This is a genomic window from Singulisphaera photorubra (genome assembly GCF_045290345.1).
In the GTDB taxonomy this organism is placed as follows: Bacteria; Planctomycetota; Planctomycetia; order Isosphaerales; family Isosphaeraceae; genus Singulisphaera.
In genome coordinates this window covers 5,308,061-5,333,231 of record NZ_CP155447.1, presented here as the reverse complement: position 1 = coordinate 5,333,231, position 25,171 = coordinate 5,308,061, and the positions used below count along the sequence as shown (strand labels likewise).

Genomic DNA, 25,171 nt, shown 5'->3' with positions numbered 1-25,171 from the left:
GGTTGGTGTTCGGCTGGCGCTGGAAAGGGGACAGGCACCCGGCCGCAACGTGGAACAGACTGTGCCAAGGGACCCGCGGGCCGGGAGCCAGTCCCCTTTTTCCTTCGTCGTACGCAACCCGTTGGTAAACCGCTGTAAGTCGCTGTAATACGGATTGGTCGAAACACCGGGAGTGATCCTTTCCCCGCTCGCTTTTTGTCGACGAACGGGGAGGGCCTGGTGGCAATTCCGTAAATTGTTTCAGATCGGCGCGGGAAGATCCGGGGTTGCGGGTTCCCGTTAACTCGGGTACAAGGCCCCGCACATGTCGCCGTCGAACTCAGGCCGGCCCAAGGAAGGGAGCGGCTTGTGCCCGGAATGATTGCTAAACGCACGTCGAATTGATGGTTTGAGCCGGGTCGGAGATCGACTGACTGGTCTCCTCCCCGCACGTCTGTTCCGGGAAGAATCGGCTTCGCCAAATGGCGTCCCGACAATCTGCCTCTCTCTCAGCCAGATTGTCGTGGCGACTCGACTTCTCTCTTATCGGTTCGGGGACATTTCTCACATGACACGCGGCGTCATGATGGTTCCGCCTGTGCCAAGGAAGGCCCCGGCGGCTCGAGCGGCCAGACTCGGGGCGTTCCTTCGGGCTGTCCTCGCACTGGCCACACTTGCACAATTCTTAGTTCCGAGCCCGCGTGCCTGGGCCGCCGGGGAAAACGAACTCCCTGAAGGGACCATTGTCGAGGTCCGCGTCGAGGGAAACGTCTCGATCACCTCCGACCAGGTCCGCGCCAAGCTCCTCAGTCGGGAAGGGAGTCAGCTCGATCAGGAACGGATCGACGCCGATATCCAGACGTTGCTGGGGACCAAGTGGTTCTCCGACGTCTCCCCTTACTTCGACAAGGCGCCCAACGACAAGGGGTTTATCCTCACCTTCGTCGTCCGGGAACTCCCGGTTCTCACCCACGTTGAGTTTCGAGGGCTCAAGCACCTCAAGCTCAAAGATATCGAAGAGAACACAGGGCTCAAGAAGGGGAACCGAGCCGACGCGGCCCGGACCCAGCTTGCTGTCGATCAGATCCGCCGACTCTATGCCGAAAAGGGGTACGACACCGCCGAGGTCACCCTCCTCGAAGGGGGAGAGCGGGGCCAGACACGTGTCGTTATGCAGATCTTCGAGGGCGAGAAGCACAAGGTCGGTGGGATCGACTTCGTGGGCAACGTCTTCGCCAGCGACGCAACGCTGAGGACCAAGATCACCAGCAAGGTCGCGATCCTCGGCCTGATCGGTGGCAAGTATAACCGCGATAACCTCGACGAGGACGTTCGCAAGCTGACGGAATACTACCAAGGGCAGGGGTTCGTTGAGGTGAAGGTTACCCCTGTGACCCGGCCTGGCTCCAGCCTGGGTGACTTGCGTATCAGCTTCGTCATCGCCGAAGGGGTGCGCTACAAGGTCCGTAACATCGAGTTCAAGGGGAACAGCAAGCTCTCCACCGCGAAGCTCAAGGACGGGTTGATGATGCACTCGGGGCAGCCCATCCTCGAGACGCTCAAAGAGACCGACCGCAAGAACTTGATGACGAAATACTATGAGATTGGCTGTATCGATACGATGATCCGGCCCGTGCCCAACTACACCGATAAGCCGGGCATCGTCGACCTCGTCTACGAGATCGAGGAAGGTGAGCCGTATCTCCTGGGCGATCTGATCATCCGGGGCAATGATCGGACCAAGGACAAGGTCGTGCGGCGCGAGGCGCTGATGGCGGGGTTCCTGCCCGGCGAAGTGCTCAACCTCAACCGGATGGACACGTTCAAGCAGCGGTTGGGGAACACGGGTTACTTCGTCATGACTCCCGAGATGGGGGGCAAGCCGATCGACCTCAAGGTCATCAATCGTCGGCCCGGCGAGCGCCCCTACGGCGACGGCTTGATTCCTGACCTGACCGACGGCTCGACGACCCGAATGCAGGACCCCGGTCCCGAACCCCCCGCGCTTCCTCCACCGGTGCTGGTTGATCCGCCGGCCGATGCCGGGCCGGGAGGCCTCGAGCCCTTCGGTGCGGGGCGGACCTTCGCTCCGCCGCGGGACGTCCCGCCGATCGACGTTCCCTTGAACCCAGGCGCCCCGGCCCCCGTGGTCGTGCCTCCCGGTTTCCCAGGCGCTGTGTCCCCGACTCCCCCCGTCGGAGCTGGTGAGCCGCCGGGCATGGAGCCGAGCATTCCCGGCATGAACATGACTGACGTGGGCCCGGACCGCCAGGACCCGTTCCCGAACCGTTCGTTCGCCGACGTTGTGACCTCGGTCAGCGAAGCGCCCACCGGGCGGTTCATGGCCGGCATCGGGGCCAGCGGATTCCAGGGGCTTAACGGTAGCCTGACGATCACCGAGAAGAACTTCGACCTCTTCAACGTCCCGCGCAACTTCGACGACATCACCAGCGGCAAGGCGTTTCGTGGTGGCGGGCAAGACTTTCAGGTCTCGCTCATGGCGGGCACCATGATCAACCGGTTCACGGTGAGCCTGCGTGACCCTTACCTCTTCGATCTGCCGATCGGCGGCGGCGCCTCGGGCTATCTCTTCCAGCGTGTTTATCCCGACTGGACGGAAAGCCGAGGCGGCGGTCGATTCTCACTCGGCCGACAGTTCGGCACCTCAACCTATGCCGACGTTGCCGCGCGGATCGAGGACGTCAACTTCAACGGCTACAAGACGCCGGCTCCGGCCGAGTACCTGGCGGCGACGGGGCATACAACCCTCGCCACGCTTCGCCCGACCTTGCGGTTCGATAACCGGAACTCCCCATTCCTGCCGAACAAAGGGCAGTACCTCGAACTCTCGTTCGAGCAAGGCTGGGGGACGTTCACCTATCCGAAGGCCGAGATCGAGGGTCGGACCTATTTCACGACCGGGTCGCGTCCCGACGGATCAGGGCCGCGGATCCTTTCGTTCCGAGGCCACTTCGGTGTCACCGGCCGCGACACGCCGGTCTACGAGCGGTTCTACGCAGGCTACCTGGGCAGCCTTCGCGGGTTCCAGTACCGTGGTGTCGGTCCGCACGTGCTCGGCTCGAACATCGGTGGCACCATGATGGCCATCGGATCGGTTGAGTATATGTTCCCGCTGATCGCCAGCGACGCGCTTCGCCAGGTCGTCTTCACCGACTTCGGTACCGTCGAGAACGGTTACAACTTCACCAACATCCGTGCCTCGGTCGGTACCGGCCTCCGCCTGACACTCCCGCAGTTCGGCCCACTGCCGATCTCCGTCGACCTGGCCTTCCCCGTCGCCAAGGCCCCCGGCGATAAGGTCAACTACTTCAACTTCTCGATCGGTGCCGTCTATTGATCGGCCGGCCGCTCGCCCCGAATCAAGCCGATTCAGGCTCGCCCAAGAGGCCAGCCGGGAGGACAAGCTCCCGGCTGGCCTCTTGGGCGATTCTTAAAAAAAGCTCTTATCAATAGATAATTAGGCTGGAAACCTCGCTGGGCTCGAGCATCTCCCGGCCCTTCAGGAAGCTGAGCTCGACGACGAAGGCGCAGGCGACGACCTCCGCGCCGGTTTGCTGGACCAGATCGCGGCAGGCCCGCATGGTACCGCCGGTGGCGAGGACGTCGTCCAGGAGCAAGATCCTCTGACCCGGACCGACGGCGTCGCCGTGCATCTCGAGCCGATCGGTGCCGTACTCGAGCGCGTACTCGAGTGAGACGGTTTGGTAGGGGAGTTTACCCGGCTTGCGAATCGGCACGAATCCGACGCCAAGCGCAAGGGCCAGCGGGGCTCCGAAGATAAATCCACGTGCTTCGGCCGCGGCCACGGCGTCGATCTTGCGTCCCGAGAACTGCTCCGCGAGCTGGTCGATGACTGCGCGGAAGGCCCTGGGCGCACCCAGCAACGGGGTGATGTCCTTGAACAGAATCCCGGGTTTAGGAAAGTCGGGGACGTCACGAATCCAGTCGCGCGGGTCGATCGAGGCCAGTGCAGTCATTGCAAGCTCCGGAGGCAGCAAAGGCGGGCAGGGCGGTATTGGAATCCCCTAGGTACATATATCCTACCGCGAAATCGCGCTCACGACATGCGCAAGCGGCGGCCCCGAGGGAGAATTAGCGATCGTCGGGAGTGGTTGGGAGGGGGATTTCGAGCCGTTGACTCGCGGGATACACACCAAGGAGGTGGTCGGGACAATTTGTGGCCCGCCCCCCCTTTGTTTTTGATTTCGCGAGCGTGCGATGCGATCGCAACCTAAGGCATGAACGAGTCGAGGTCGGAGGCAGACTGTCTGAGGGCGGCGGGATCGGACGGTGTGTTTTGCCGGCCGGCCCGGCCCGCTTCGTCGGAGCTGCCCTCGGAGGTGAGCGGGAGCTTGATGCCAACGAACTCGGTCCCGCCGCGGATCGACCCTCCCTGGATGGGGCCGACTCCGCCGACGTACGTGTCCTTGGCGCTCGAGGTGGACAGGATCGTTCCGGAGCTCCAGACGAACTGACCACTGGCGCGGTCGTACGCGAAGAGGGCGAGCTTGGCCATCCCCTGCTGGTTGCTCTTCTTGACGAGCGGCATCTCGGGGACGGTGCCCGCCGGGATCCCGGGGAGGGTGGCGGGGATGGCGGTTTGGGGAATACCGATGAGCAAGTTGTGCTCGTCGGTGCCGTACACACCGACCCTGGCTTCGACGATCCACTGCGCCTGTTCGGCCTTGGTTCGGAGCAGCACGCCCTGAGTGAGCATCGCCTGGCGAAGGCTGGAGACGACCCATCCCTGGTCGACGGCCGTGACGTTGGCGGTGTCGAGGAAGACGGGAACTCCGGTCAGCGGCCGGAAGTCGATTTTCTGAAGCGCGGAGTCCCACGCGTTTGTGAGCAGGAGCTGCTCGGTCCCCGTTCGGACCGTGTTGGTCGTTTTGACCGTTCCGCAACCCGGGGCTGCGGCGAGTCCGAGGACCATGAGCGAGCGGACGAGTCGTCCCGTTCCCTTTGGATACGTCGTCATGGTCTCACTGCCTCGCACTTTTGAACCTTCAACGGACGAGCACGAGCCAGAGGATCGGGAATTGGCCTGGCTCGAAAGGGTCGCACCCTTGCCCGTGGATTTCCCTCGCGATTGAGGGGTCGGGCAAGGGTGCACGTCGTCGATTGCGAATGGGATCAACGCTTGACGGGGGCTCGCTGGAGCGACTCAACCTGCTTGACGACGTCGGCCGACGCGGCGGCAGGAGTCGGAAGCTTGGGCGAGGATGCCGGAGCGGCCTGGGGCTCACCCGCTTCCGTCTGGCTCCGCCCGGGATCACTCATCAACTGCACGTTCGTGTCGAGCTCATTCTCGGCCACTTTCTCATTGGCGAGCTTGACGTGTCCGGTCAGCTTATTGTCGATCGCGGCGGCATCCATCAGTTCGACGAAGGTCGTGCTCATCGCTTCCTTGAGCTTGACCTCGTAGATCATGTCGTAGACGTTCTTGCGAATCCGCTCATCCTTGGGATTGGCATTCTTGTTCCCTTCGATGAGCCCTTCTCGCTTGAGGATGATCCAGGTCGCTTCGGCCACCTGAATCGGGCCGGTGAAGTCACCGTCCTTGGGCTTGTGCGAAGGATCCTTGTCCTGGGCGTCACCGTCGACCAGTTGTCGGAAAGCGGCGTCGGAAACGTTCCTGGGATGAGCGTGGCGCGAGATCGGTTCGGCGAGCAGGCCACCGAGCGACCGGCTGCCGGCGTCCATCGAACGCTCCTGGGCGAGCTTCTCGAACCCGGCCGGGTTCTTGCGGAGCTCTTCCCAGATCCCCTGGGCCGCGGGAAGCTTGTCGACCATGATCAGGCGGCAGCGAATCTTCTCGCCGTACTGCGCCTCGAACGAATCTCTCATGTCTTCGGCGGTGACTTGCACCTTCTTGTCGGCCAGCTTGCGAAGCGCCAGGGCCGGATAGATGATATCGCGGGCGTACTGGGTCGGGCTGATATTCCGTTCCTTGGCGAGCGTCCGCAACCAGGCTTCACGGCCGACATGGGCCACGTTCTGGGCGACGTTCTCGATCTCGTTATCAATCTCGACGGCCGTGACCTCGAGCTTTTTCGCTCGAAGTGCCTGATCGATCAAGGTGCGGGCGACCAGGGTGTCGAGGATCTCCTCCCCTTGCCGCGCGACGCATTCGTCAGCCAGTTGCTGGCGGGTGATCTTCTGACCGTTGACCGTGGCGATGGCGTCATCGGGATTGACCGGGATCCTGGTCATCTCGACCTTGGGGATCTCGGCTTGGCTGAAGGCGGCGGGCGGGGCCTGGTCCTTGCTGGGAGCCGCCTCGGCCTTCTTCGCAGGTTTCGCTCGGTTGAAGTACCCCTGAGCGAGAGCCTCGGAACCATCGAACACCCCGACCGAGGCCAGGGTGAACAACATCGCTTGGCTTATTCGACCGCGCGTCCTTGCGACCATTGCGAAGTATCTCCTTCAGCCGTTGAGGCCCATGCCGGAAAAGAATCATTCAAGTTCCGGGGCTTATCGGCCGGGACTCTAGACGTTCGTGCCGATTCGGTCAACATCGCTTTTTCCTCGCAACCGCGTGATCGCGGGTGTGGAGAGTCCACCCCCCATTGAGACGCGACTCGGTTCCTCATGCTAAGATGGTTCCCGCCAGAGAACGGGGTGGTGGGAACGATCTTGGGAATCGGGTGGAGGGTAGAAATGCGCTGGATGGGCCGATTGAATGGCTGGTTGATCTTGGGGTTGATTGCACTTCTGTCGATCGATGCCCGTGGGCAGGTCTTTTCCAAACATGTTGTTGTCTCTCAGGAAGGGCATGCGTCCGACGTTGGCCGCGACGTGCTGCGAAATGGCGGGAATGCCTTCGACGCGGCCGTGGCAACGGCATTCGCACTGGCGGTGACGCATCCGTCGGCGGGCAACCTCGGTGGCGGCGGGTTCCTGGTCGCCTATCGCGCCGAGGGGCGTGAGGTCCTTACGTTCGACTTCCGCGAGATGGCCCCGCAAGCCGCGGACCCGAAGATGTACCTTGGTCCCAACGGCCTACCCGTTTCCAACCATCGCGCCGGTGCGAAGGCGGCCGGCGTTCCGGGCACGGTGCGGGGACTCGGCCTGGTTCATGCCCGGATCGGCAAGGCGCCCTGGTCCGACCTGGTGCGCCCCGCCGCCCGGCTGGCTCGTGAGGGATTCCCTGTTTCGGAAACGCTCGCCCAGTCGCTCAACCAGCAACTCTTCTCACGAAAGCGGCTCGAACCGGGCGGCAAGGACGACCTGGGGCCGGGCTCGGATCGCCTCGCCGGTTTTCCCGAGTCGGTCGCAGCCTTCGCGAAACCGGACCGCACCCCCTGGCGCGCCGGCGAACGGCTCATTCAGCGCGACCTGGCCGACACGCTCGACCGCATCGCCAGCGAAGGCGCGGACGAGTTCTACACCGGCCGAACCGCGCAAATTCTCGCGAAATATATGGCCGAGCATGGCGGCCTGGTGACCCTCGACGACCTCAAGGCGTATCAGGCGAAGGAACGTTCCCCGATCCACTCGACCTTTCGCGGCTTCGACGTTTACGGCATGGGCCCGCCCGCGTCCGGTGGGATCCTGCTGGCCGAGATGCTCAATATTCTCGAACGCTTCGACCTCAAAGCTGACGGTCCCCAAGCGCCTCGGACTTTGCATCGCGTGACCGAAGCGATGCGCCGGGGCTTCTTCACTCGGGCGACCGAGATCGCCGACCCCGAGTTCGTCAACGTGCCGGTCGCCAAGCTGATCTCGAAGGCCTACGCCGACGAGCTCGCCCGTTCGATCACCGACCGCGCCACGCCCAGCGCCGAGCTCGCTCCGTTCCCGATTCTCTCGGCCGAGGGGAGCGACACCACCCACCTCTCAACGATGGATGGCGACGGCAATGCCGCCGCGTTGACCTATACGTTGGAAGAAGGGTACGGCTCCAAGGCGGTGGTTGCGGGAGCCGGCTTCCTGCTCAATAACGAGATGGGGGACTTCAACCTCGTACCCGGGCGGACCGACTCCCAGGGGCGGATCGGTACACCGGCGAATCTCATCGAACCCAGAAAGCGGATGCTGAGCTCGCAGACGCCCACCATCGTTTTGAAAGAAGGACAAGTTCGGCTCGTCACGGGCTCGCCCGGCGGCCGTACGATTCCCAACACAGTGTTGTGGGTCGTGCTCAATATCCTCGAGTTCCAGCTCGAGCCGAGAGAATCCGTCGATGCGGTCCGAACTCATCACGCCTGGTTCCCCGACTTCATCGCCCTGGAAGGGAAATCCTGGTCCGCGGAGACGCGCGACGCTTTGGAGAAAATGGGTTATCGGTTCCGTCTCGGCGGAATTCAAGGGGATGCCCATACCATCGTCGTCGACCCGGAGACGGGTCGCCGGCATGGAGTCGCCGATCGCCGCCGGGAAACCTCGCGCGCCTCGGGAGATTAGTCGAGCTACATGGGTTGGGCCTCACACGTGCGTGGGAGAAACGACACCTGAGCCAAGTGATTTGGTCTTGGGACTCGAGTCGTGCTCACTTACGTTCGGTCTTGGTGCTCGATGTTCCGAAACACCCGGTGAACTGGCTTTGTTTTCAAGGGATCGAGAAAAATCGCGACGAGTTCGGCCCAAAAACTCGATGAATACGTACTAGATGGTGAGAGTGCGGTGTGATGGGCCGGAGTGACTTCCGTCATCGACGGCTCCCGATTGTGCAGGATCACGAATCGAGCCTTGAGTTCGCCTGTGGGTGTCTCGGTGCGGCGAGTGCCGCACCTTGAGGAGTCGACGCCAATGTCCCAGGGGTTGAGGTCAGTGAGTCCGACCATCTTGCTTCGCATCAGCGATGGAACGTTTCACATGCATCGCTCATTTAACGACTTCAATCAGGCAGTCTTCAGCGCCGAAGCGTACGCAGGCGCTGGATTCTCGGTCTCGATGATCTCCGCGACCGGTCGATTCCTGATGGGATTCGACTCGCGCGGCGAGCGAGTCGCGGTGTAAGGATGTGCATATTGGTCGCTTCACTTCAAAGAGCCTGGAGGCGGCCCCGATGATGGTGCCCCCTCTAGGTGTCCGAGGGAAGAAGCGACCACCCCGAATCGAATTGCCTCTCCCAAGGCCATTCCGTTGAAGGCGGCCCCGCGCTGCCCGACTTAATGCCCGCCGAGGACGGACGCAAAGAGCCTACTTTTTAGTAGGCTCTCTGTTTTTGTAGGGATCCCGCCAAGATTTAATTCTTGCCAGAACGTGTGAGCCTGTAAGTTCCTGGGCATAAAGGCGCACTTACCGCGAGACGGGGGCCTTTCTTTGTGGTAAGTTGACACCGAAGGCCTGGAGGGAATTCGTCGCCCCAACGATCGAATCAACCACCGACCAACGGGCCGGCGTGGCGGAAAGGCATACGCAGAGGACTTAAAATCCTCCGGGTTCACCCCCATGTGGGTTCGACTCCCACCGCCGGTATTTGAGTTGCGGGGATTCTCCGGCACGGCTGCTGCAGGCGCGGCGGGCGGTGTCCGGCTTGTTGATTTGCGCGATCGCGTCGATACCGGCGGTATCTTGACGAAGGCTCCTGTGAAGATAGGGGCATTGCTTGTCACGGCGCGGACGGCCGCGTCTCCGCTGTGCGTACGGCACGCTCAAGGGATGGGAGGATGGCGTTCGCGAAGTGAGACTGGTCTATTGTGACCTGCTCCCCCCCCCCGGCAAGACGTTGCTGCCGAACTCTAGAGTGGTCACCGTCTTGTAGCGGCGGTACACGGCGCTCAGGGTGTCGAGCTCGGCCGTCGTCCCGATCGAGGCGAGGATCTGCGCCGCCTGGAACTTTATATCGTCGTCAGGGTCATCGAGCAGCTTCACCACAACCGGCGCGGCGCCCGGACCGAACTCGATAAGCTTGACCGCCATCGTGAAGCGGTCGTTCGGGTCGCGCATCCGCCGGGTCATGGCCGTCACACCAGCGATGTACTTGCGGCTGGCGAGGGCCGTGGCGACGGCGTTGCGAACTGCTCGCTCGGGGTCATCGATGGCCGCGACGACCCTGGCGAGGTCGTCGTCGGTGCTCCAGCGGCCCAGAACCTGCACGGCTTTCTCCCGCTCGTACCGGCTGGTGGCGTCGAGAGACTTCGTCGCAGCCTGGAGTACCGCATCGCGCCGGTCGCCGGGGTCGCGGCCTTCGAGCTGCCCAAGAGCGAAATTACCGAGGATTAGCCGTAAAGCCCCCGGATTTATCCGTGGGGATATAAGGCGTGAATTTGATTGATTGGTGAACACAACACAACTACAATACAGTCATGGCCAAGCATCGCAAAGTCTACCGATTCCGGATGAAGCCCACGAAGGCGCAGGCCCATACTCTTAACCGCATGGCCGGTGCTCGGCGGTGGGTCTGGAACTGGGCGCTTTCGCGACGGAAAGAGCACTACCGGGAATTCGGAAAGACGCTCCCGATGAGCGCCCTCTCGTCCGAGTTGACCGCACTGAAGACCCGGCCCGAGACGGCGTGGCTAAAGGACGCGGATTCTCAGGCGTTGCAACAGGTACTCAAGGATCTGTATCAAGCCTACGACAACCACTTCAACCCGAGGATGAAGGCGAAGTTCCCCAGGTTCAAGAACCGGAAGCGAGACCGGGCGCGATTCCGCATCCCCCAGCGGGTCAAGGTTGTCGACGGCAAGGTCGTCATCCCCAAGATCGGCCCCGTCCGCATCTATCAGAGCCAGCCCGTCGATGAGCCGACCAAAAGCGCCACGTTCCGCCGTTCCATCGATGGCAAGTGGTATGTCAGCCTCACGGCCGAATTCGAGATGCCGGACGTACCTCTGTCGCCGCCTTCTCCGGAACGGTCGGTCGGCATCGATCTGGGTTTGATCGACTTCGCCACGCTCTCCGATGGATCGGAGCCGATCCCGGCCCCGAAGTGCTTCCGCAAGTCTCAGAAGAAACTTCGCAAGGCGCAACGAACCGTTTCCCGCCGCAAGCCGGGGAGCAAGCGGAAGATCAAGGCCCGAATCCAGGTGGCTCGCATCCACCGGAAGACCGCCAACCAAAGGAACGACTTCCTGCATAAGTTGTCCACGGAACTCGTTGGAAAGCATGCCGGCCTCTGCATCGAGGATCTGAGCGTGAAGGGCCTTGCGAGAACCAAGCTGGCCAAGAGCGTGACCGATGCCTCGTGGGGGGAATTCCGCCGTCAGCTCGAATACAAGTGCCTGTGGAACCGCAAACATCTGGTGGTCATCGACCGCTGGTTCCCTTCGTCGAAGATGTGCAACGCATGCGGCGCCCTCAATGGCAATCTCACGCTCAAAGATCGGGAGTGGGATTGCGAATGCGGGGCCCATCACAAGCGGGACTTCCTCGCCGCGTGCAACATCAGGGACGAAGGGTTGAGGATGCTCGCCGTCGGGCAGACGGAGAGTCGAAACGCTCGGGGAGCCAGTGTAAGACCTCGTATCGAGGCTGTTGGTGTCGAACCGAGAATCCCCCGCCTTTAGACGTGGGGAGTGTCAAGCTTATGCTCATCCGGAGAGCTCACCTCGCCGAGGAGCCGGTCGATGTCGTGCTCGTCATTTCGCAACTGAGCCAGGCGTCCTGGGTTGCCGGGAGCGTCGGCCGGAGCAACCGCGGCCACGGCGTCGGTGATGTTGTGCCCCAAATCGGTCCACTTCAGCATGAACCGACCGAGTCCGGCGAGTATCACGATCATGGACAGGGCGCCCCCCACGTTGTAGGCCGTGAAGAGCGGCTTGCGGAAGGTCGGGGCCCTGTGGCGACCGCGACGGGCATTGGCCATGTGGATGAGTTCCACCGCGCGGCGGACTTCCGAATTGACCGGTTCTACGCGATCGTCAACCGAGACCGGAATACCGAGGAGGTTGCCCGCCTGGAGGCAGGCCATGGCCAGCGGCTGGCTGTCCTTCGGCCGAGTATTCCCGACCCGCTCGATCATCGCCACGGCACGGCCACGGCGGTCGACGACGTACGCCTCACACGCCTGAGGGGTCGTGGAGGACCGGTTATTCTTCTCTTGCGGCTTGAGTACGACGAAGACCAGGCGATCGAGGTCCTCGGCCTCCCAGGTCGTCTCCCAGATCAAGAGCCTGCGGACCGAGAGACGACTCGTCCGGCGGTCGAACGTCAGGCGCGTCCCGAGCCGGGCACTGCAGCAGATCCCGAAGACGCCGAGGCCGGTCACGAGAAAGGGGATCGCCACGACGAGGCGTGAAATACGGACCGGCCCCTCGGCATTTTCGATCGCCCGCTCGCTCAGGGCAATCAGCAAAATCCCCACCACAAGCGCGACGGCGCCCCCGATCATCCACAGGAGGAGCCGCGTCGTCTTGACAGCCAGCGTGAGCCGGTCCGGCGAAGACTCCTCGACCTCGATCAGGTCGATGCGCGTTCCCTCCTTGATCAAGGTGCTCGCTGCGGCCGCTCGGCCGCGGGACGGCTCCTCGTCCTCGTCGTACAGGTCGTATGCCCTGGTCTTGATCTCAGGAGGTCGTGACGCGGCGGCGCTCGGGATCACGAACACCGTTTCGCAGCGTTTGCACCGTCCCTTCTTGCCGGCGGCCGACTCGGATATCTCGAACGTCTTGGCGCAGGAAGGACATGCGAAGGAAATCGCCATGAGCGAGCAAACCGTTGGTGAGCCTGGTTGGTATCATGCGTGCAGTTGAAGAGCAAAGGGGCGAGACCAAGGATATTCGTTTCAGTTCGTTGCCGGCAATGGATCTCATAGGAAAGTCACACATTGACGTCGCGATCCGGAAACGTGCGCGGTACTCAGGGCGTGGTCGAGGTCAGCATGTGATGTCGTGAAACTGCTGGATCCGGTAGCGCTGGTTCCGACCGACGTCGTAAGGTATGCTAATTGAGACCATTTCGACCTTAGGAGCGACCAATGGCTCTCAAAGGCGCACGGACGACCGATGAGTATTTCGACGAGGTACCCGTCGCCCGCATCTCGAGTGGCGTGCCCTGGCAGATATGGATCGTCGTGTTCATGCTCGGGTTAGAGGGTATCGGGAATCTGCTCTCGATTCCGTACCAGCCTCAAGCCGCCAGATGGCTCGCATTCAAGTGCCTGGCGATCACGGGGCTGATCCGCGGGTGGCGCTTCGTCTTCTGGCTCAGCCTGGTGGTCGCCGGCATGCACGTGCTGGGATTCAGCCTGCGAGCTCCCTTCGTCGCATTCCTGAACCTGATGGACGTCCTCCTCGTGGCCTCCTCGTTCCGCCATTTCTACCCGCAGGCTGATTCTTCGCCGCACACCCTGAAACCCCAAGTGCGCGAGATTCATCTTTAATCCGGTGCAATATTCTCAAGGTCAGTCCATATCCGAAAACATCGACCGGACCCAGCGATTTGAACTTGTCGATTGCTCCGCAGATGGACTGGCCCAGCGCCGACGTGCGTTGGCCCTCAGTCGATGCCGGGGCGTTTCGACGAGACGTTCTCACCGTTCTTGAAGGCGGTTTGCGTCCGGTAGTACCGACGGATCACGCATGAAGTCGCGCCGACCTCCACAACCTCGGAGCCGCCGAATCCTCCGGGGTCCGACTCGAGGGACATACCCTCCCAAACACCGTTCTCGAGTCCCAGGTCGACGCGGGCCTGCCCGCGGCTCATGATCTCAATGATCTTGCCATGAATCGGGGTCTCAAGGAGCATGGGCCGCCACGCGTCGGGAACCAGAGGGAGTCCCTTGGCTCGTTCCTGATTGCCGCCGTCCGCTCGCACGAGGAAGCTCATCGCAGGGTTCAGGCCCAGGTTTGCGCCGTTGCAAAAACTCTTCCCCTCCTCCGATCGCACGAGGTAGACACGCGTGTCCCACTGAACGGGGACGAACTCAATCGGCTGGCAATCCGACCGGAGGTGCGCAAGCAACTCCGGGAGTTCCTTGGCGATTTCGCGCAGCTTCTGGCTCAAGTCGAAGCGTTCGCCGGATGTGCCAGCGTTCGCCGCTTCAATCGTCCAATAATTTAGGACTGTAGCGAGTTCTTGGAGATAGAAGCGGATTCGCACGAGGTTCAACCGGTCGGGAGTGAGAACCATGCGGCCCTCAACGACCGTGGCGCAGCCTGCGCTGCGGTCCATCGCACCAAGGCACCCGTCCGTCGCCGAGAAGTATCGGCCCTCGGTGGTGACGCTCAAGGACTCCCGGACGAACCCGTCACTCGAGCCGTAGTCCCCTGCGAGTTTCTGGAGCGAAGTGTCGGGGTCGTCAGGCTTTGCCTGGGGGAGTCCTGGTTCCTGTAGGCACACCAATGCCAAGTACACCGCAAGGACCACGCAGGTCATCTCGCACCTCCCTGGCTTGATTCCGTTCATTCCCTGATCACTCAGGCTTCGGATACTAAACGAGTCAAGGAATCGCGCGAATCTGAAAAGAATCAGTTCGCTCAGGTCTCCATGGTCGCCGCTTGAGTATCGGTGCCAGGGATCAAATCTCCCAGCCCTCTCATGCCGGGATCATCAGCTGGGGTAGGCTGCGTATTACCGATTGAATCGCGGTGGAATCCAGGTGTTGCTTGCTCGTGTCCGTGGCAATGACTTTGATGAGTTGGTCGGTCAAGTCGTAGAGTTGCTGAAGGATCAGCGCCCCGAGAACCATGGGGAGGTTCTTGGTGGGGCGTCCGTGTCGATGCGAGAACCGCGCGAGGTTGAGAATCGCTCTTCTGCCGGCCGGTTCGGACGCTCCTGGGCAAGGACGATGAGGGGCGATGGCGTAAACGAAGCCCGGCGATGGGAGCCGGGTTGGCGGATCAGGTCTGGTCGACCCTCGAATGGCTGGCGTTCCCATCCGTGCGACAGTGCAAAGCCACAAGGCGTAATCTGGGGGTACTATCATCAGTCGGGCACGGTCAGACCTCCGGCAGGAGATTGGCATGGGGTCTGCCGATCCTCTACCCAGGGCTCAAGCTTCTGGTTCGGCTCTCGGACCAGCTTCGACAAGGACGAAGTCATGAGATTCGGCATTCGTGGGGTCCTCGCTTTCTTCACTGTGGGCGGGGTCATTGCCCTTTCAAACGCCAGAGCCACCGCCCAGGACTACGGAAGCTCCGGTTCGCTTGGCGGCTATGGGGCGGTGTCGAGCTACGCAAACCCCGGCATTGGGGGGGGCGGCAGCGGCTCGATGATCATTCCTTATGGCGGGATGTTCGAGGGCTTCATGCCTTCACGGATGGGCGGGGGGAATTCGCTCGCCTACCGCTCCCGGCCCAGCGCGGCGATGGGATCCGCCCGGACCTCCTTCAGCCTTTCCCCGCTCTCCGGCACGATGGGGCAGAACCGGGGTACCCGGATGGTCCCGGGGTTCGGTGGCCCGCGTGGGCTGCGCGTCGGCGGAGGGATGGGCCAGCGTTCCCCAGGCCCCGGCGGCATGGGGGTGATGCCGCCGAGCCTCGGTTATCCATTCCGCCAGCCGCCGAGCCTCGTCCCGGCATCGACCCCCGGGGCGGGCATGTCGATGTGACGCGGAGTTCAGAGCGGCCCGGGCTTGATCGGCTCGGGCTGCCCCGCCTCCGGGGACCCTGCCGGCGCATTCGCCCGGAAGGGCCCTGAGTCGGCGGGCGGGAGCGGGGGAGTGTTCGGAGTCGGCACCACGGCCTCCGCCCTGTGCGCGGGCGGGTGTTCGTTGATCTGAGTGCCGACCGCCCGCTCTAGCGAGGCGAGGGCCTTCCCGAGCTCGCCCTCGACCTGGGCGATCTGGAGCTGGATCTGGAGCACCTCCCGGAGGGCCGAGAAGACCGTAGCGACGTCGACATTCCCTTTCGCATAGTCGCTCCGGGCGAGTTCGAGCGTGGTGTTCATCCGGGGCAGGATGTTGTCCCTGAGGAGGCCGATGACGTCCTGCTGCACCTTCGCCTGCACCATGAAATCCTTGATCTCGCCGAAGGTCTCGTCGCGCTGGGCCTCGTAGAGCTTGGCGTCTGCCTTCGTCCGCTCTTCCGCCTCGCAGACTCCCGCCCGGTACTTGGCCCGGTAGATCGGCAGGTTGAAGCCGACGAAGAACCCGACGTTCGGCATGCCGCCCGCCGTCTGCGGGGTCATGGCGTTCGTCTTCTCCATGTCCATGTAGGTGAGGCCGAGCGTGACGTTCGGGTAGAACCGCTTCTTCGCGAGCTCGACCGCCTTCTCGTCCCGGGCGACGGCCGCGAGGCGGCCCTTGAGTTCGGGGCGGACGGCGATTGCGAGCTGATAGAGCCGCTCCATCTCGGCCGGTATCGCGGCCCTCGGTAACTCAGGCAGGGTCATGAGGTTGGTCTCGGGGCTCACATGGAGCTGCCGGGCGAGGGATGCCCGGGTGGTCGCGATCCCTTGCTGGGTGTTCGCCGCTTCCCGGTCGAGTTCACTGAGGAGCACCTCGGCCCGGAGCACGTCCTGCTGGGTGCCTCCGGTTTCGAGACGCGACTTCGCGAGCGTTCGGAAATCCTCGAGGATCTTCCGGTTCTCATTGATGATTTCTTCCGTCTTCTGGTTCACGTACAGGTCGAAGTAGGCCCGCTTCACGGCCGCGACCGAGTCGAGCTGAGCCGCGGCGAGTTCCGCGAGCGCGACCAGGACGTCACCTTCGGCGACCTCACCCCGGAGCCGGAGCGTCCCGAACCACGGGAACTGCTGGGCAAGAGTGAGGTTGTACGGGTTGTAACCCATCAACGAGTACTGGGGGGCGACCCCCGGGATGGGGAAAATCGTGTTCGAGGCGACCGGGTCGTCGAGCGTCGTCACTTGGGGGATACGGTACTTGAGCGACTGGACGTTATGGAAGGCTGCCTGGACGGTCCGGTTCTCGGCGAGGGCCTGGCGGATATATGCGTCGACGGGTTGCGGCCCGGAGAGGTCGGGAGACACCGCCGGGGCGGACTCGATCGCCGTCGCCATCGGTTCCCCCAGGGCGGGGACGTGCGGCGGGTGGAAGGCCGTGGTGACGACCGACCCATCGAGCTTCGCGGGATTCTTCTCGGATACCGAGGCGTTCACCCGCTCCGGCCGCTTCGACACGTGCGCACAGCCGACCAGACCGCAAATGAGAGCACCAGCAAGGGTGGGGGACAAGTTCGATCTCATTGCGGGCTTCCTCCAATTGTCGTCGATTGCGCATAGCATCAGCGCAATCGGCAATGCCAATTTAATTGAGCCCGATTGGAGCATCGGCCGGGAACGTCCTATCGCTTTGGCAGAATATTCCGAACGGGCCGATTTCATCAAAAATGACGACTTGGCTCTCGTCTTCCGAACCAAGCCAGGCCCGGCCACGTACATAGGCCACGGAACATTCGGCTTTGCCTCAGGCCCCCATCGAGGTCCGACCGACCTTGTTCCTCTAACGTCTTTGATGTATATTGAATTCTGTTCGTCGACGCTTCTCACCTAATTCCTGGACCGACATGACCAGTCACTGCCGCCGCCTGAACTTCCTCTGGGTTGCCTTCCTGGCAATCGTGGGGATGTTGTCGGTTGGTACTCCGGTGAAGGCGTGTGCCGAGGTCAAGGTGCCGAAGGCGTGCTGCCAGGCGAACCCCGCGGCCGATTGCCAGTGCTGCGGCTTGTCCGAGTCGACGTCGCTTCTCTCCGGGGCTGCCCGGTCTGAGCGCTTCGAGTGGTCGGTGCCTTCTGCCGTGGTGAGGCTCGAAGCCCCCTGGTCGGGCACCTCTTGCGAGTGCCGTGCGAACGCTCCTGCCGCACCCGCACCGAAGCCCGACTCCTCCAGCTCCGATAAAAGCAGGACCGATCAGGGCCACGATGAGGTCATCGCGCACCTCGCTTACGCCCCGCGGCCTTTCATGCCGGCGTTCAGGCTCGTCTCAACGAACATGAGCCCGCCGAATTCCCCCCTCTATCTCCGCACGCTCCACCTTCTCGTTTAACCCATCCTCCGCGGGACGTCCCTCGTCTCGCCATGTGGTAGGCGTCAGCGCCCCCGGTCCATCCGCGGGTCACGCTTCGGCGCTTCTCCGCTAACACCCATTACGATTTCGAACTGCGGATGAACCCCGGCCTGGGCGTATCGCCCTCGGCCGTCATGGGGGATGATTTATATGTCTTCCGAAATGAACTCTCGCGAGCCGAACGCGGCTCTTGCCGAAGAGCCTGCGCGCACTCCTCTCGCTCCGTCCGGGCCGCCGCTCACGCGCTGGCAAAAGTTCCGGATGGTCGTGAAGGTCGTCGAGCTCCGGCTCCGCTTCATCGCCCTCATGGCCGCGACAGGCCTGGTCTTCGGCTACTGGGACACGATCTGGAACCACTACGAGAAGTGGACCCGACCGCCGGGCGAGGCCCACGCCGAGTCGTCCGACGTCGAGTTCTTTTGCCCGATGCACCCGACGGTCATCCAGCCGGAACCGGGGAGTTGCCCCATCTGCGGGATGCCGCTCTCGAAGCGGAAGGTCGGCGAGAAGGAGACGCTCCCTCTGGGTGTCGTCTCGCGGATTGCCCTCGCCCCGATGCGGGTGGCCCAGGCCGGGATCCAGACGAGCGAGGTCTCCTATGCCCCGCTCTCGGAGGCTATCACCACGGTCGGCTCCGTCAGCTACGACGAGAGGCGGCTCGCGCGGATCTCGTCGAAGGCGAAGGGCATGTCCCGGATCGAGAAACTCCACGTGAACTTCAACGGCGACTCGGTAAAGGCCGGGGCGCCGCTCGCCAATCTTTACAGCCCGGAGCTCAACCAGGCTATCCAGGAGCTCCTCCTCGCCCAGCGCTCGGCGAAGGAACGTCCCCAGGCCCAGAGCGCCTTCGTTCGCTCGCTCCTCGGCAGCGAAGTGGAGATGGTGAACCGGGTCCGAGAGAAGCTCTCCCGCTGGGGGATCACGGCGAAGCAGGTTGATGAGATTCTCGCCAAGGGCAAGGCCGAGTATATCGTCCCGATCCTCTCGCCCATCACCGGCATCGTCGCCCGCAAGAACGTTTTCGAGGGCCAGTACGTCGCCGAGGGCGACACGATGTTCGAGATCGCCGACCTTAGCCACGTCTGGGTCCAGGCGCAGGTCTACGAGAACCAGTTCTCGGCCCTGAAGCTCGGCCAGGCGGTCGAGGCCAGCGTTGAGGCCTACCCCGGGGAGACCTTCCGGGGGAAGGTCGCGTTCATCGCCCCGGCACTGAACTCTCAGACCCGAACGGTCGACGTCCGCTACGACCTCGAGAACGCGGACTACCGCCTTCGGCCGGGGATGTTCGCGACGGTCAAGTTCAACACCCCGGTCGCGGACACCCCCGCCTTCCAGTCCCGGCTCGCGGCGTCCGGGCCGAAAGAGTCCCACGCGAAACCCGCGAGCTTCACCGTGGAAGCGCAGAAAATCTGCCCGGTGACGACGCTCAAGCTCGGCGCGATGGGGGAGCCGGTCTCCAGCGATGTCGAGGGCAGAAAAGTCTGGACGTGCTGCGAGGCGTGCCCGCCGAAGCTCAAGGCCGAGCCGGCGAAGTACCTCGCCCGACTGGAGCCCGCCCCGAAGGACGAGGTCCTCACCGTCCCCGAGTCCGCGGTCATCGACACTGGGACGAAGAAGCTCGTCTACGTCGAAACCGACCCAGGAGTCTTCGAGGGGCGCGAGGTCGTCCTTGGCCCCGTTTCCGGGGACGTCTACCCGGTCCTCGAAGGGCTCACCACGGGCGAGAAGGTTGCGACCGCCGGCTCGTTCCTCATCGACGCCGAGAACCGGCTGAACCCGAAGATCGAGGGGAAGAAGGGCGAGCCTCCCGCCCCGGGCCATGAAGCAACCCGATCGGCCGCGGCACCCGTCGCGGCGGCCCACCGACACTGAGAAAGGGGGGCAAGTCCATGATCGAAGGAATCGTCGAGTGGTCCATCCGGAACCGCTTTCTCGTCATCCTCGCCTCCCTCGTGGTCGGAGTCGCGGGTCTCCGCGCGCTGATGACGATGCCCGTGGACGCCATCCCGGACCAGTCCGAGAACCAGGTGATCGTCTTCACCGACTGGATGGGCAGGAGCCCCCAAGAGATCGAGGACCAAGTCACCTATCCGCTCACGACGAAGCTCCAGGGCCTCGCGGGAGTCAGGGTCGTCCGGTCGTCGAGCGAGTTCAACTTCTCGATGATCAACATCATCTTCGATGACTCGACCGACTACTATTTCGCCCGCCAGCGCGTGCTCGAGCGGCTCGCTACCGTTGCGACCGAACTGCCGCAGGGCGTTGTCCCCTACATGGCCCCTGACGCCACGGCCGTGGGCCAGATCTTCTGGTACACGGTCGAGGGGGATGGAACCGACCTCGGCGAGCTCCGCGCGATCCAGGATTGGTACGTCCGCTATCAACTGAACTCCGTGCCCGGCGTCGCCGAGGTCGCCTCGGTGGGCGGCGCGCCGAGGGAGTACCAGATCGACCTCGACCCGAACAAGCTCCGCTCCTACGGAATCAGCCTGGGCGAGGTCTACTCCGCGGTCCAACGCTCGAACTCGGCCGTGGGGGGACGGGTCATCCACAAGGGGAATGCCGAGTACCTCATTCGCTCGGTTGGTTGGATCAAGAACATCGAGGATCTGAAGATGTCGGTCGTCGCTGAGCGAGGCGGCGTCCCCATCTACCTGAAGACCATCGGCTCGGTGCAGATGGGCCCGGGGTTCAAGCGGAGCGTGCTCGAGAAGGACGGCAAGGAGGTGGTCGGCGGCGTGGTGATGATGCGGTTCGGCGAGAACCCGCTCGAGGTCACGAGGCGCGTGAAAGAGAAGGTCACGACCCTCTCGGCGGGGCTCCCCGAAGGGGTCCGAATCGTCCCCTTCTACGACCGGACGCCGCTCATCAACAAGGCGCTGGAGACCGTCACCGCCACGGTGAGGGAAGAGATCATTATCTCAACGGTGATGATCGTCCTCATCATGGGCCACCTCGGCGGAGCGTTCGTCGTCTCGATTACGCTCCCGCTCGCGATCCTCTTCAGCTTCCTGCTGATGAAGATCTTCGGCATCCCCTCGAACATCATGAGTCTGGCGGGGATCGCCATCTCGGTCGGCATCCTCGAGGACCAGGCGGTGGTGATGACCGAGAACGCGGCGCACCACCTCACGCGCCGGTTCGGGAACCGCCGGGTGACGGGGAACGTCCTCGACACGATCATCCCGGCCTGCCGCACCGTGGGCCGACCGATCTTCTTCTCGATCCTCATCACGATCGTCTCCTTCCTCCCGGTCTTCGCGCTGACCGGTCGGTCGGGGAAAATGTTCCACCCGCTCGCCTGGACGAAGACGTTCGCCCTCATCGGTGTGGCGATCCTCGCCATCACGCTCGTCCCGGCGCTCATCCCGATCTTCCTGCGGGGCCGGATCAAGTCCGAGGACGACAGTTGGCTCGTCCGGACGATGATCACTATCTTCAAGCCGATGCTCTCCTGGCTAATGGAGCGGACGACGCTCGTCTGCTGGCTCTTCGCCCTGATCCTCGGCTGCGGATACCTCGCCTCGACCCGGCTCGGGAGCGAGTTCATGCCGCCCTTGGACGAGGGCTCGATCCTCGACATGCCGACCTCGGTCCCGAGGATGTCGGTGACCCAGGTGACGCAGGACTTGAAGGCCCGGGACGCCGTCCTCAGGGGATTCCCCGAGGTGCTTACAGTGGTCGGGAAGGCGGGCCGCGCGGAGACGGCGACCGACCCCTCGCCGCTCGACATGGTCGAGACGATCATCAACCTCTACGACCGCGGGCTCTGGCCGAAGCGGAAACTCAGGTTCGACGACGCACTCATTCAGTCGAGGGCTGCACTCGCTTCCCTTGAAGGGAAGGGCTTGCTCAAGCCCCCGGCTACGATCGAGGAGCGGGACGCCCTCTTGAACGAGGCGGCGATGGAGGTCGTCACCCGGGTCGACGCGTCGCTCCGAGACCTGGCACTCCTCCAGATCAAGGAATACCGACCTGTACTCGGATCACTGCTCGCGGGCGAGGCGGTTGAGTCCCTCACCTCGCGAGTCGACCAAGCGCTCGTCCGCCGGAAGCTCACCACGGCTGAACGGGAGAAGCTCACGAAGGAACTCGGCGGAGTCTACGGCGAGCGGATCTCGCTCGAACCGCGGTTCGATGACGTGACCGCGCTCGTGAAGGACGCTTCCAAGCGGCTCATCGCCCTGGGCGTCCTCGAAGACCGCGCGGAACTCCTCTCGCCTTCGCCCAGCGCCTGGGAACACGCGTCGGACCTCGTGGGCGAGGTCCTTGGCAAGAGCCGAGAGACGCTCTTCACGCGGATCACCGACCGGGTGATCCAGGCGCACGAGGAGAGGCTCAAGGAACGGATGAAGTCGCTCAACTGGGAACTCTTCGACCGGGCCGTGGCGACGGGCACTGAAGCGGCCGTCGATGAACTGGTGAAGCGAGGAGAGGCGAAGAAGCTCACTCTCAAGGGGGCGACTTCGAGAGAACTCACCGCCGTCCGGTCCTCCCTCGAGAAGCCCTTCTCCGACCGGCTCTTTCTCTGGCAGAAGTCGAAGCAGGACCTGATTGACGAAATGGGCACAGCGCTCCAGGTTCCCGGCTGGGGAAACATCTTCACTCAGCCCATCATTAACCGGATCGAGATGCTCGCGACCGGCGTCCGCACGCCCGTCGGGGTGAAAGTCTTCGGTGATGAACTGGAGGAGATCCAGCGTGTGAGCCAGGAGATTGCCGAGGTGCTCCGCGGCGTGCGAGGGGCGAACGGCGTCGTCCCCGACCAGATCGTTGGGAAAGGCTACGTCGAGATCGACATCGACCGCGAGAAGGCGGCCCGCTACGGCATCCAGGTCGGGGACATCCAGGACGTGGTCGAGGTCGCGATGGGCGGGAAGCCGCTCACGATGACCGTCGAAGGGAGGCGACGCTTCCCCGTCCGCGTCCGATACGCCCGCGACTTCCGGACCGACGAAGAGGCGCTCAAGAAGATGCTCATCGCGGCCCGGGGCTCGGCCGCCGCGGGCTCGGACTCGCCGGGCGGGATGGGCACCGCCGGGGCGTCCGGTGGCGCTCCGGCGTCTGAAGCCGGAGTCCAGTCGACCCAGATCCCGCTCTCCGAGGTTGCGAACGTCCGGGTGGTCGAAGGGCCGTCGATGATCAAGAGCGAGAACGGGCTCCTCCGGGCCTATGTCCAGCTCACGGTCACCGGGCGTGACGAGGTCGGCTTCGTCGAGGAGGCGAGGCGCATCGTCGCCGACAAGGTGAAGCTCCCCCAGGGGATGTACGTCGAGTGGTCGGGCCAGTTCGAGAACGAGCTGAAGACCCGAAAGACCCTGCAAATCGTCTTCCCGGCGGTCATCGCGGTCATCGTGCTGATCCTCTACCTCACATACAAGAGCTGGATCGATGCGGGGCTGATGATGACGAGCGTCCTCGGTGCCCTCGCCGGAGGCGCCATCTTCCAGTGGCTCTTCGGGTTCAACTTCTCGGTCGCGGTCTGGGTCGGCTACATCGCTTGCTTTGGGATGGCGACCGAGACCGGCATTGTGATGCTCGTGTATCTCCGGGAGGCCATCGAGGAGCGCGGCGGGCTCGAGGGCATCGGCTCCATTGAGGAACTCAAGGAGGCGATCCTCGAAGGGGCGATCCACCGCCTCCGGCCGAAGCTTTTGACGGAGGGGACGACGATTATTTCGATCGCTCCGATGCTCTGGGCCTCCGGGGTCGGCTCCGAGGTCATCCGGCCGATGGCCGCTCCCGTCCTCGGCGGGCTGCTGATTGCGGACGAAGTGATCGACGTGTTCCTTCCCGTCCTCTACTTCGCGGTGAAGAAGTGGCAGTGGCGGAAGATCCATCATCTCAGCGCTTTTGAGGACCGGGTCCGGGTCGTCCCGGCCGTCTCGGAAGACGCGGTCCTGGTCTCGTAACGAAGGAGTCTGATGATGCACCAAAAGGTCTTACTTCTGGCTGCCGCCCCCGCCGGGCTCGGGGGCGCTTCCTCCGCCCACATAGCGCTCCAGAGACGTTAGTCGCGAGAACCGGCTGCTCCCCGGGACGAATTCCGGGGCTTTTCCCAACCCTACTCGTAATCGGACAGGACAAGATCCATGCAGAAGGTACGCTGTCTTCATCTCACGACGTTCGCCGCAAGTTTCGGCCTCGCCCTCGGCCTAATCGGCCTCGCCTCGGCCCACGACGGCCACAAGCATGGCGCGCCCCTTCACGGCGGCAAGGTGGCGATGACCAAGGAGTACCACTTCGAGGTCGTCTTCGCGAAAGACGGGCTCAAAGTCTACCCGCGGAGCCACGAGGACCAGCCGGTCGACGCCTCTCGGCTGACCGGGACCGCGACGTTCTACCACCCGAGCTCGCCGAAGCCCTGGTTCGAGCGGAAGCTCGCCCCAACCGCCGCGAGCCCCGGTCGGGCCCCGTCCTCGATCGGGACCGCCATTGATTTCGGCAAGGTCCCGACGACCGGCGTCAAGGTGGAGTTCAAGGTCGAGGGCCTGCCCGAGGCGGCGGAGACGACGGCGAACTTCACCACCCCGCTAGCGCTGGCCCCCAGCAACGAGTTCATTGTCACCAAGGCGACCCAGGCCGACGCGAGAGCCGTTGCCGCGCTCAAAATCTGCCCGGTCAGCAAGGAAGATCTGGACTCGATGGGCGGGCCGCTGAAGGTCACCCGCGATGGCAAGTCCACCTTCATCTGCTGCAAGGGCTGCCTCAAGGGGCTCCGAGCGAACCCGGACAAGTTCTTCGGCGCACAGGCTTCGGCCTCGGCCGCGAAGGACGAGCACGACCACGACCACAAGCAATAAGGTGGTCCCCTTCGGCTTTGGCTTCCACCCAGGACCGCAAGCGAACATATCGGGAGAAGACCGTTTATGGAATGGCGATATGCGTTTCGGTCCGAGCCCCTCGGGCCCCTCGATGTTCGGGTCGGCCTGGGCCAGATGGCTGCGGATATAATAGATGGCAATGTGATGGTTGTTTTTCGTGATGACATGATGGAGTGTTCCGCGAAATGCACCGACCGGGCCGCCCGGCCCGGCCGCAAGCAGCTCTGTGAGAACATCGTATCGACGCAGACCCGGGAGATCGGGGAGATGCAGACGCTCCTCGCCTGGTCGGTCGGCAGCTCCAGCATCGAGGTCGGGATAGGTCACGGCTCGTAGTCGAGGCCGAAGGCCGCCTCCGGCACGGCCCGCCGTCCGCCCCCTGACCAAACTTCGGTGAAGACCTCTGTTGTGTGATTGAGCCCCGCAACGAGGGGAATCCATCGAGGCGAATCAGGTCGGGCGGGCGGTGGACCGTGCCGGAGGTGGTGATCT

19 protein-coding genes and 1 tRNA gene are annotated in these 25,171 nt (G+C 63.4%); 12 read left to right on the top strand and 8 right to left on the bottom strand.

Going from position 1 to position 25,171, the window contains the following annotated elements:
- Positions 1-547: 547 nt before the first annotated feature.
- Positions 548-3,337, top strand: a complete 2,790-nt coding sequence (locus V5E97_RS20225) for a BamA/OMP85 family outer membrane protein (RefSeq protein WP_406701084.1) — start codon at positions 548-550, stop codon at positions 3,335-3,337.
- A 109-nt stretch (positions 3,338-3,446) separates the two neighbouring features.
- On the opposite strand, the gene V5E97_RS20220 is transcribed toward V5E97_RS20225, so the two are convergent.
- The 3 genes from V5E97_RS20220 to V5E97_RS20210 all read right to left on the bottom strand — a co-directional run bounded on the left by V5E97_RS20220 (position 3,447) and on the right by V5E97_RS20210 (position 6,411).
- Positions 3,447-3,977: an adenine phosphoribosyltransferase gene (locus V5E97_RS20220; protein ID WP_406701083.1), complete on the bottom strand. Its 531-nt coding sequence runs from the start codon at positions 3,975-3,977 to the stop codon at positions 3,447-3,449.
- Positions 3,978-4,231: 254 nt separating this feature from the next.
- On the bottom strand, positions 4,232-4,978 hold the full coding sequence (locus tag V5E97_RS20215; RefSeq protein ID WP_406701082.1) for a DUF6655 family protein: 747 nt from the start codon (positions 4,976-4,978) through the stop codon (positions 4,232-4,234).
- Positions 4,979-5,133: 155 nt separating this feature from the next.
- Positions 5,134-6,411, bottom strand: a complete 1,278-nt coding sequence (locus V5E97_RS20210; protein WP_406701081.1) for a peptidylprolyl isomerase — start codon at positions 6,409-6,411, stop codon at positions 5,134-5,136.
- A gap of 249 nt (positions 6,412-6,660) precedes the next feature.
- Between V5E97_RS20210 and ggt the strand changes: the two genes are divergently transcribed.
- The 3 genes from ggt to V5E97_RS20195 all read left to right on the top strand — a co-directional run bounded on the left by ggt (position 6,661) and on the right by V5E97_RS20195 (position 9,423).
- Entirely contained in the window at positions 6,661-8,406 is a 1,746-nt protein-coding gene (gene ggt / locus V5E97_RS20205; protein ID WP_406701080.1) for a gamma-glutamyltransferase, read from the top strand.
- A 411-nt stretch (positions 8,407-8,817) separates the two neighbouring features.
- Positions 8,818-8,961 (top strand): hypothetical protein, encoded by a 144-nt coding sequence (locus V5E97_RS20200; RefSeq protein ID WP_254053457.1) that lies wholly within the window; start codon positions 8,818-8,820, stop codon positions 8,959-8,961.
- Positions 8,962-9,340: 379 nt separating this feature from the next.
- Positions 9,341-9,423: transfer RNA gene (locus tag V5E97_RS20195), tRNA-Leu, on the top strand.
- Between the two features lie 216 nt (positions 9,424-9,639).
- Here V5E97_RS20195 and V5E97_RS20190 read toward each other — a convergent pair.
- A complete protein-coding gene (locus V5E97_RS20190) occupies positions 9,640-10,044 on the bottom strand; it encodes a HEAT repeat domain-containing protein (protein ID WP_406701079.1) in 405 nt (134 codons plus the stop codon).
- A 209-nt stretch (positions 10,045-10,253) separates the two neighbouring features.
- Here V5E97_RS20190 and V5E97_RS20185 point away from each other — a divergent pair, with 209 nt between their 5' ends.
- Positions 10,254-11,456, top strand: coding sequence for an RNA-guided endonuclease InsQ/TnpB family protein (locus tag V5E97_RS20185; RefSeq protein WP_406701078.1), 1,203 nt, complete (start codon positions 10,254-10,256; stop codon positions 11,454-11,456).
- Here V5E97_RS20185 and V5E97_RS20180 read toward each other — a convergent pair.
- Positions 11,453-12,592 (bottom strand): hypothetical protein, encoded by a 1,140-nt coding sequence (locus V5E97_RS20180; protein ID WP_406701077.1) that lies wholly within the window; start codon positions 12,590-12,592, stop codon positions 11,453-11,455. The genes V5E97_RS20185 and V5E97_RS20180 overlap by 4 nt on opposite strands.
- A gap of 273 nt (positions 12,593-12,865) precedes the next feature.
- Here V5E97_RS20180 and V5E97_RS20175 point away from each other — a divergent pair, with 273 nt between their 5' ends.
- Entirely contained in the window at positions 12,866-13,270 is a 405-nt protein-coding gene (locus V5E97_RS20175) for a hypothetical protein (RefSeq protein ID WP_406701076.1), read from the top strand.
- Positions 13,271-13,386: 116 nt separating this feature from the next.
- Here the strand turns inward: V5E97_RS20175 and V5E97_RS20170 are convergent, their stop codons facing one another.
- Both V5E97_RS20170 and V5E97_RS20165 read right to left on the bottom strand, forming a co-directional pair.
- The gene (locus tag V5E97_RS20170; protein ID WP_406701075.1) at positions 13,387-14,265 is read right to left on the bottom strand and encodes a hypothetical protein; all 879 of its coding nucleotides are present in this window, start codon (positions 14,263-14,265) and stop codon (positions 13,387-13,389) included.
- Between the two features lie 160 nt (positions 14,266-14,425).
- Positions 14,426-14,578: a hypothetical protein gene (locus V5E97_RS20165; protein ID WP_406701074.1), complete on the bottom strand. Its 153-nt coding sequence runs from the start codon at positions 14,576-14,578 to the stop codon at positions 14,426-14,428.
- A 351-nt stretch (positions 14,579-14,929) separates the two neighbouring features.
- Here V5E97_RS20165 and V5E97_RS20160 point away from each other — a divergent pair, with 351 nt between their 5' ends.
- Positions 14,930-15,439: a hypothetical protein gene (locus tag V5E97_RS20160; protein WP_406701073.1), complete on the top strand. Its 510-nt coding sequence runs from the start codon at positions 14,930-14,932 to the stop codon at positions 15,437-15,439.
- An 8-nt stretch (positions 15,440-15,447) separates the two neighbouring features.
- Here the strand turns inward: V5E97_RS20160 and V5E97_RS20155 are convergent, their stop codons facing one another.
- Positions 15,448-17,034: a TolC family protein gene (locus V5E97_RS20155; RefSeq protein WP_406701072.1), complete on the bottom strand. Its 1,587-nt coding sequence runs from the start codon at positions 17,032-17,034 to the stop codon at positions 15,448-15,450.
- A 320-nt stretch (positions 17,035-17,354) separates the two neighbouring features.
- Here V5E97_RS20155 and V5E97_RS20150 point away from each other — a divergent pair, with 320 nt between their 5' ends.
- From V5E97_RS20150 to V5E97_RS20130, 5 genes are all read left to right on the top strand, one after another.
- Positions 17,355-17,834 carry a hypothetical protein gene (locus V5E97_RS20150; protein WP_406701071.1) on the top strand — a complete coding sequence of 160 codons (480 nt, stop codon included), beginning with the start codon at positions 17,355-17,357 and terminating at the stop codon, positions 17,832-17,834.
- A gap of 171 nt (positions 17,835-18,005) precedes the next feature.
- Entirely contained in the window at positions 18,006-19,727 is a 1,722-nt protein-coding gene (locus tag V5E97_RS20145; RefSeq protein ID WP_406701070.1) for an efflux RND transporter periplasmic adaptor subunit, read from the top strand.
- 17 nt (positions 19,728-19,744) lie between these two features.
- A complete protein-coding gene (locus tag V5E97_RS20140; protein ID WP_406701069.1) occupies positions 19,745-23,767 on the top strand; it encodes an efflux RND transporter permease subunit in 4,023 nt (1,340 codons plus the stop codon).
- 180 nt (positions 23,768-23,947) lie between these two features.
- Positions 23,948-24,658: a hypothetical protein gene (locus V5E97_RS20135; RefSeq protein ID WP_406701068.1), complete on the top strand. Its 711-nt coding sequence runs from the start codon at positions 23,948-23,950 to the stop codon at positions 24,656-24,658.
- Positions 24,659-24,724: 66 nt separating this feature from the next.
- Positions 24,725-25,015 carry a DUF305 domain-containing protein gene (locus tag V5E97_RS20130; protein ID WP_406701067.1) on the top strand — a complete coding sequence of 97 codons (291 nt, stop codon included), beginning with the start codon at positions 24,725-24,727 and terminating at the stop codon, positions 25,013-25,015.
- Positions 25,016-25,171 lie beyond the last annotated feature (156 nt).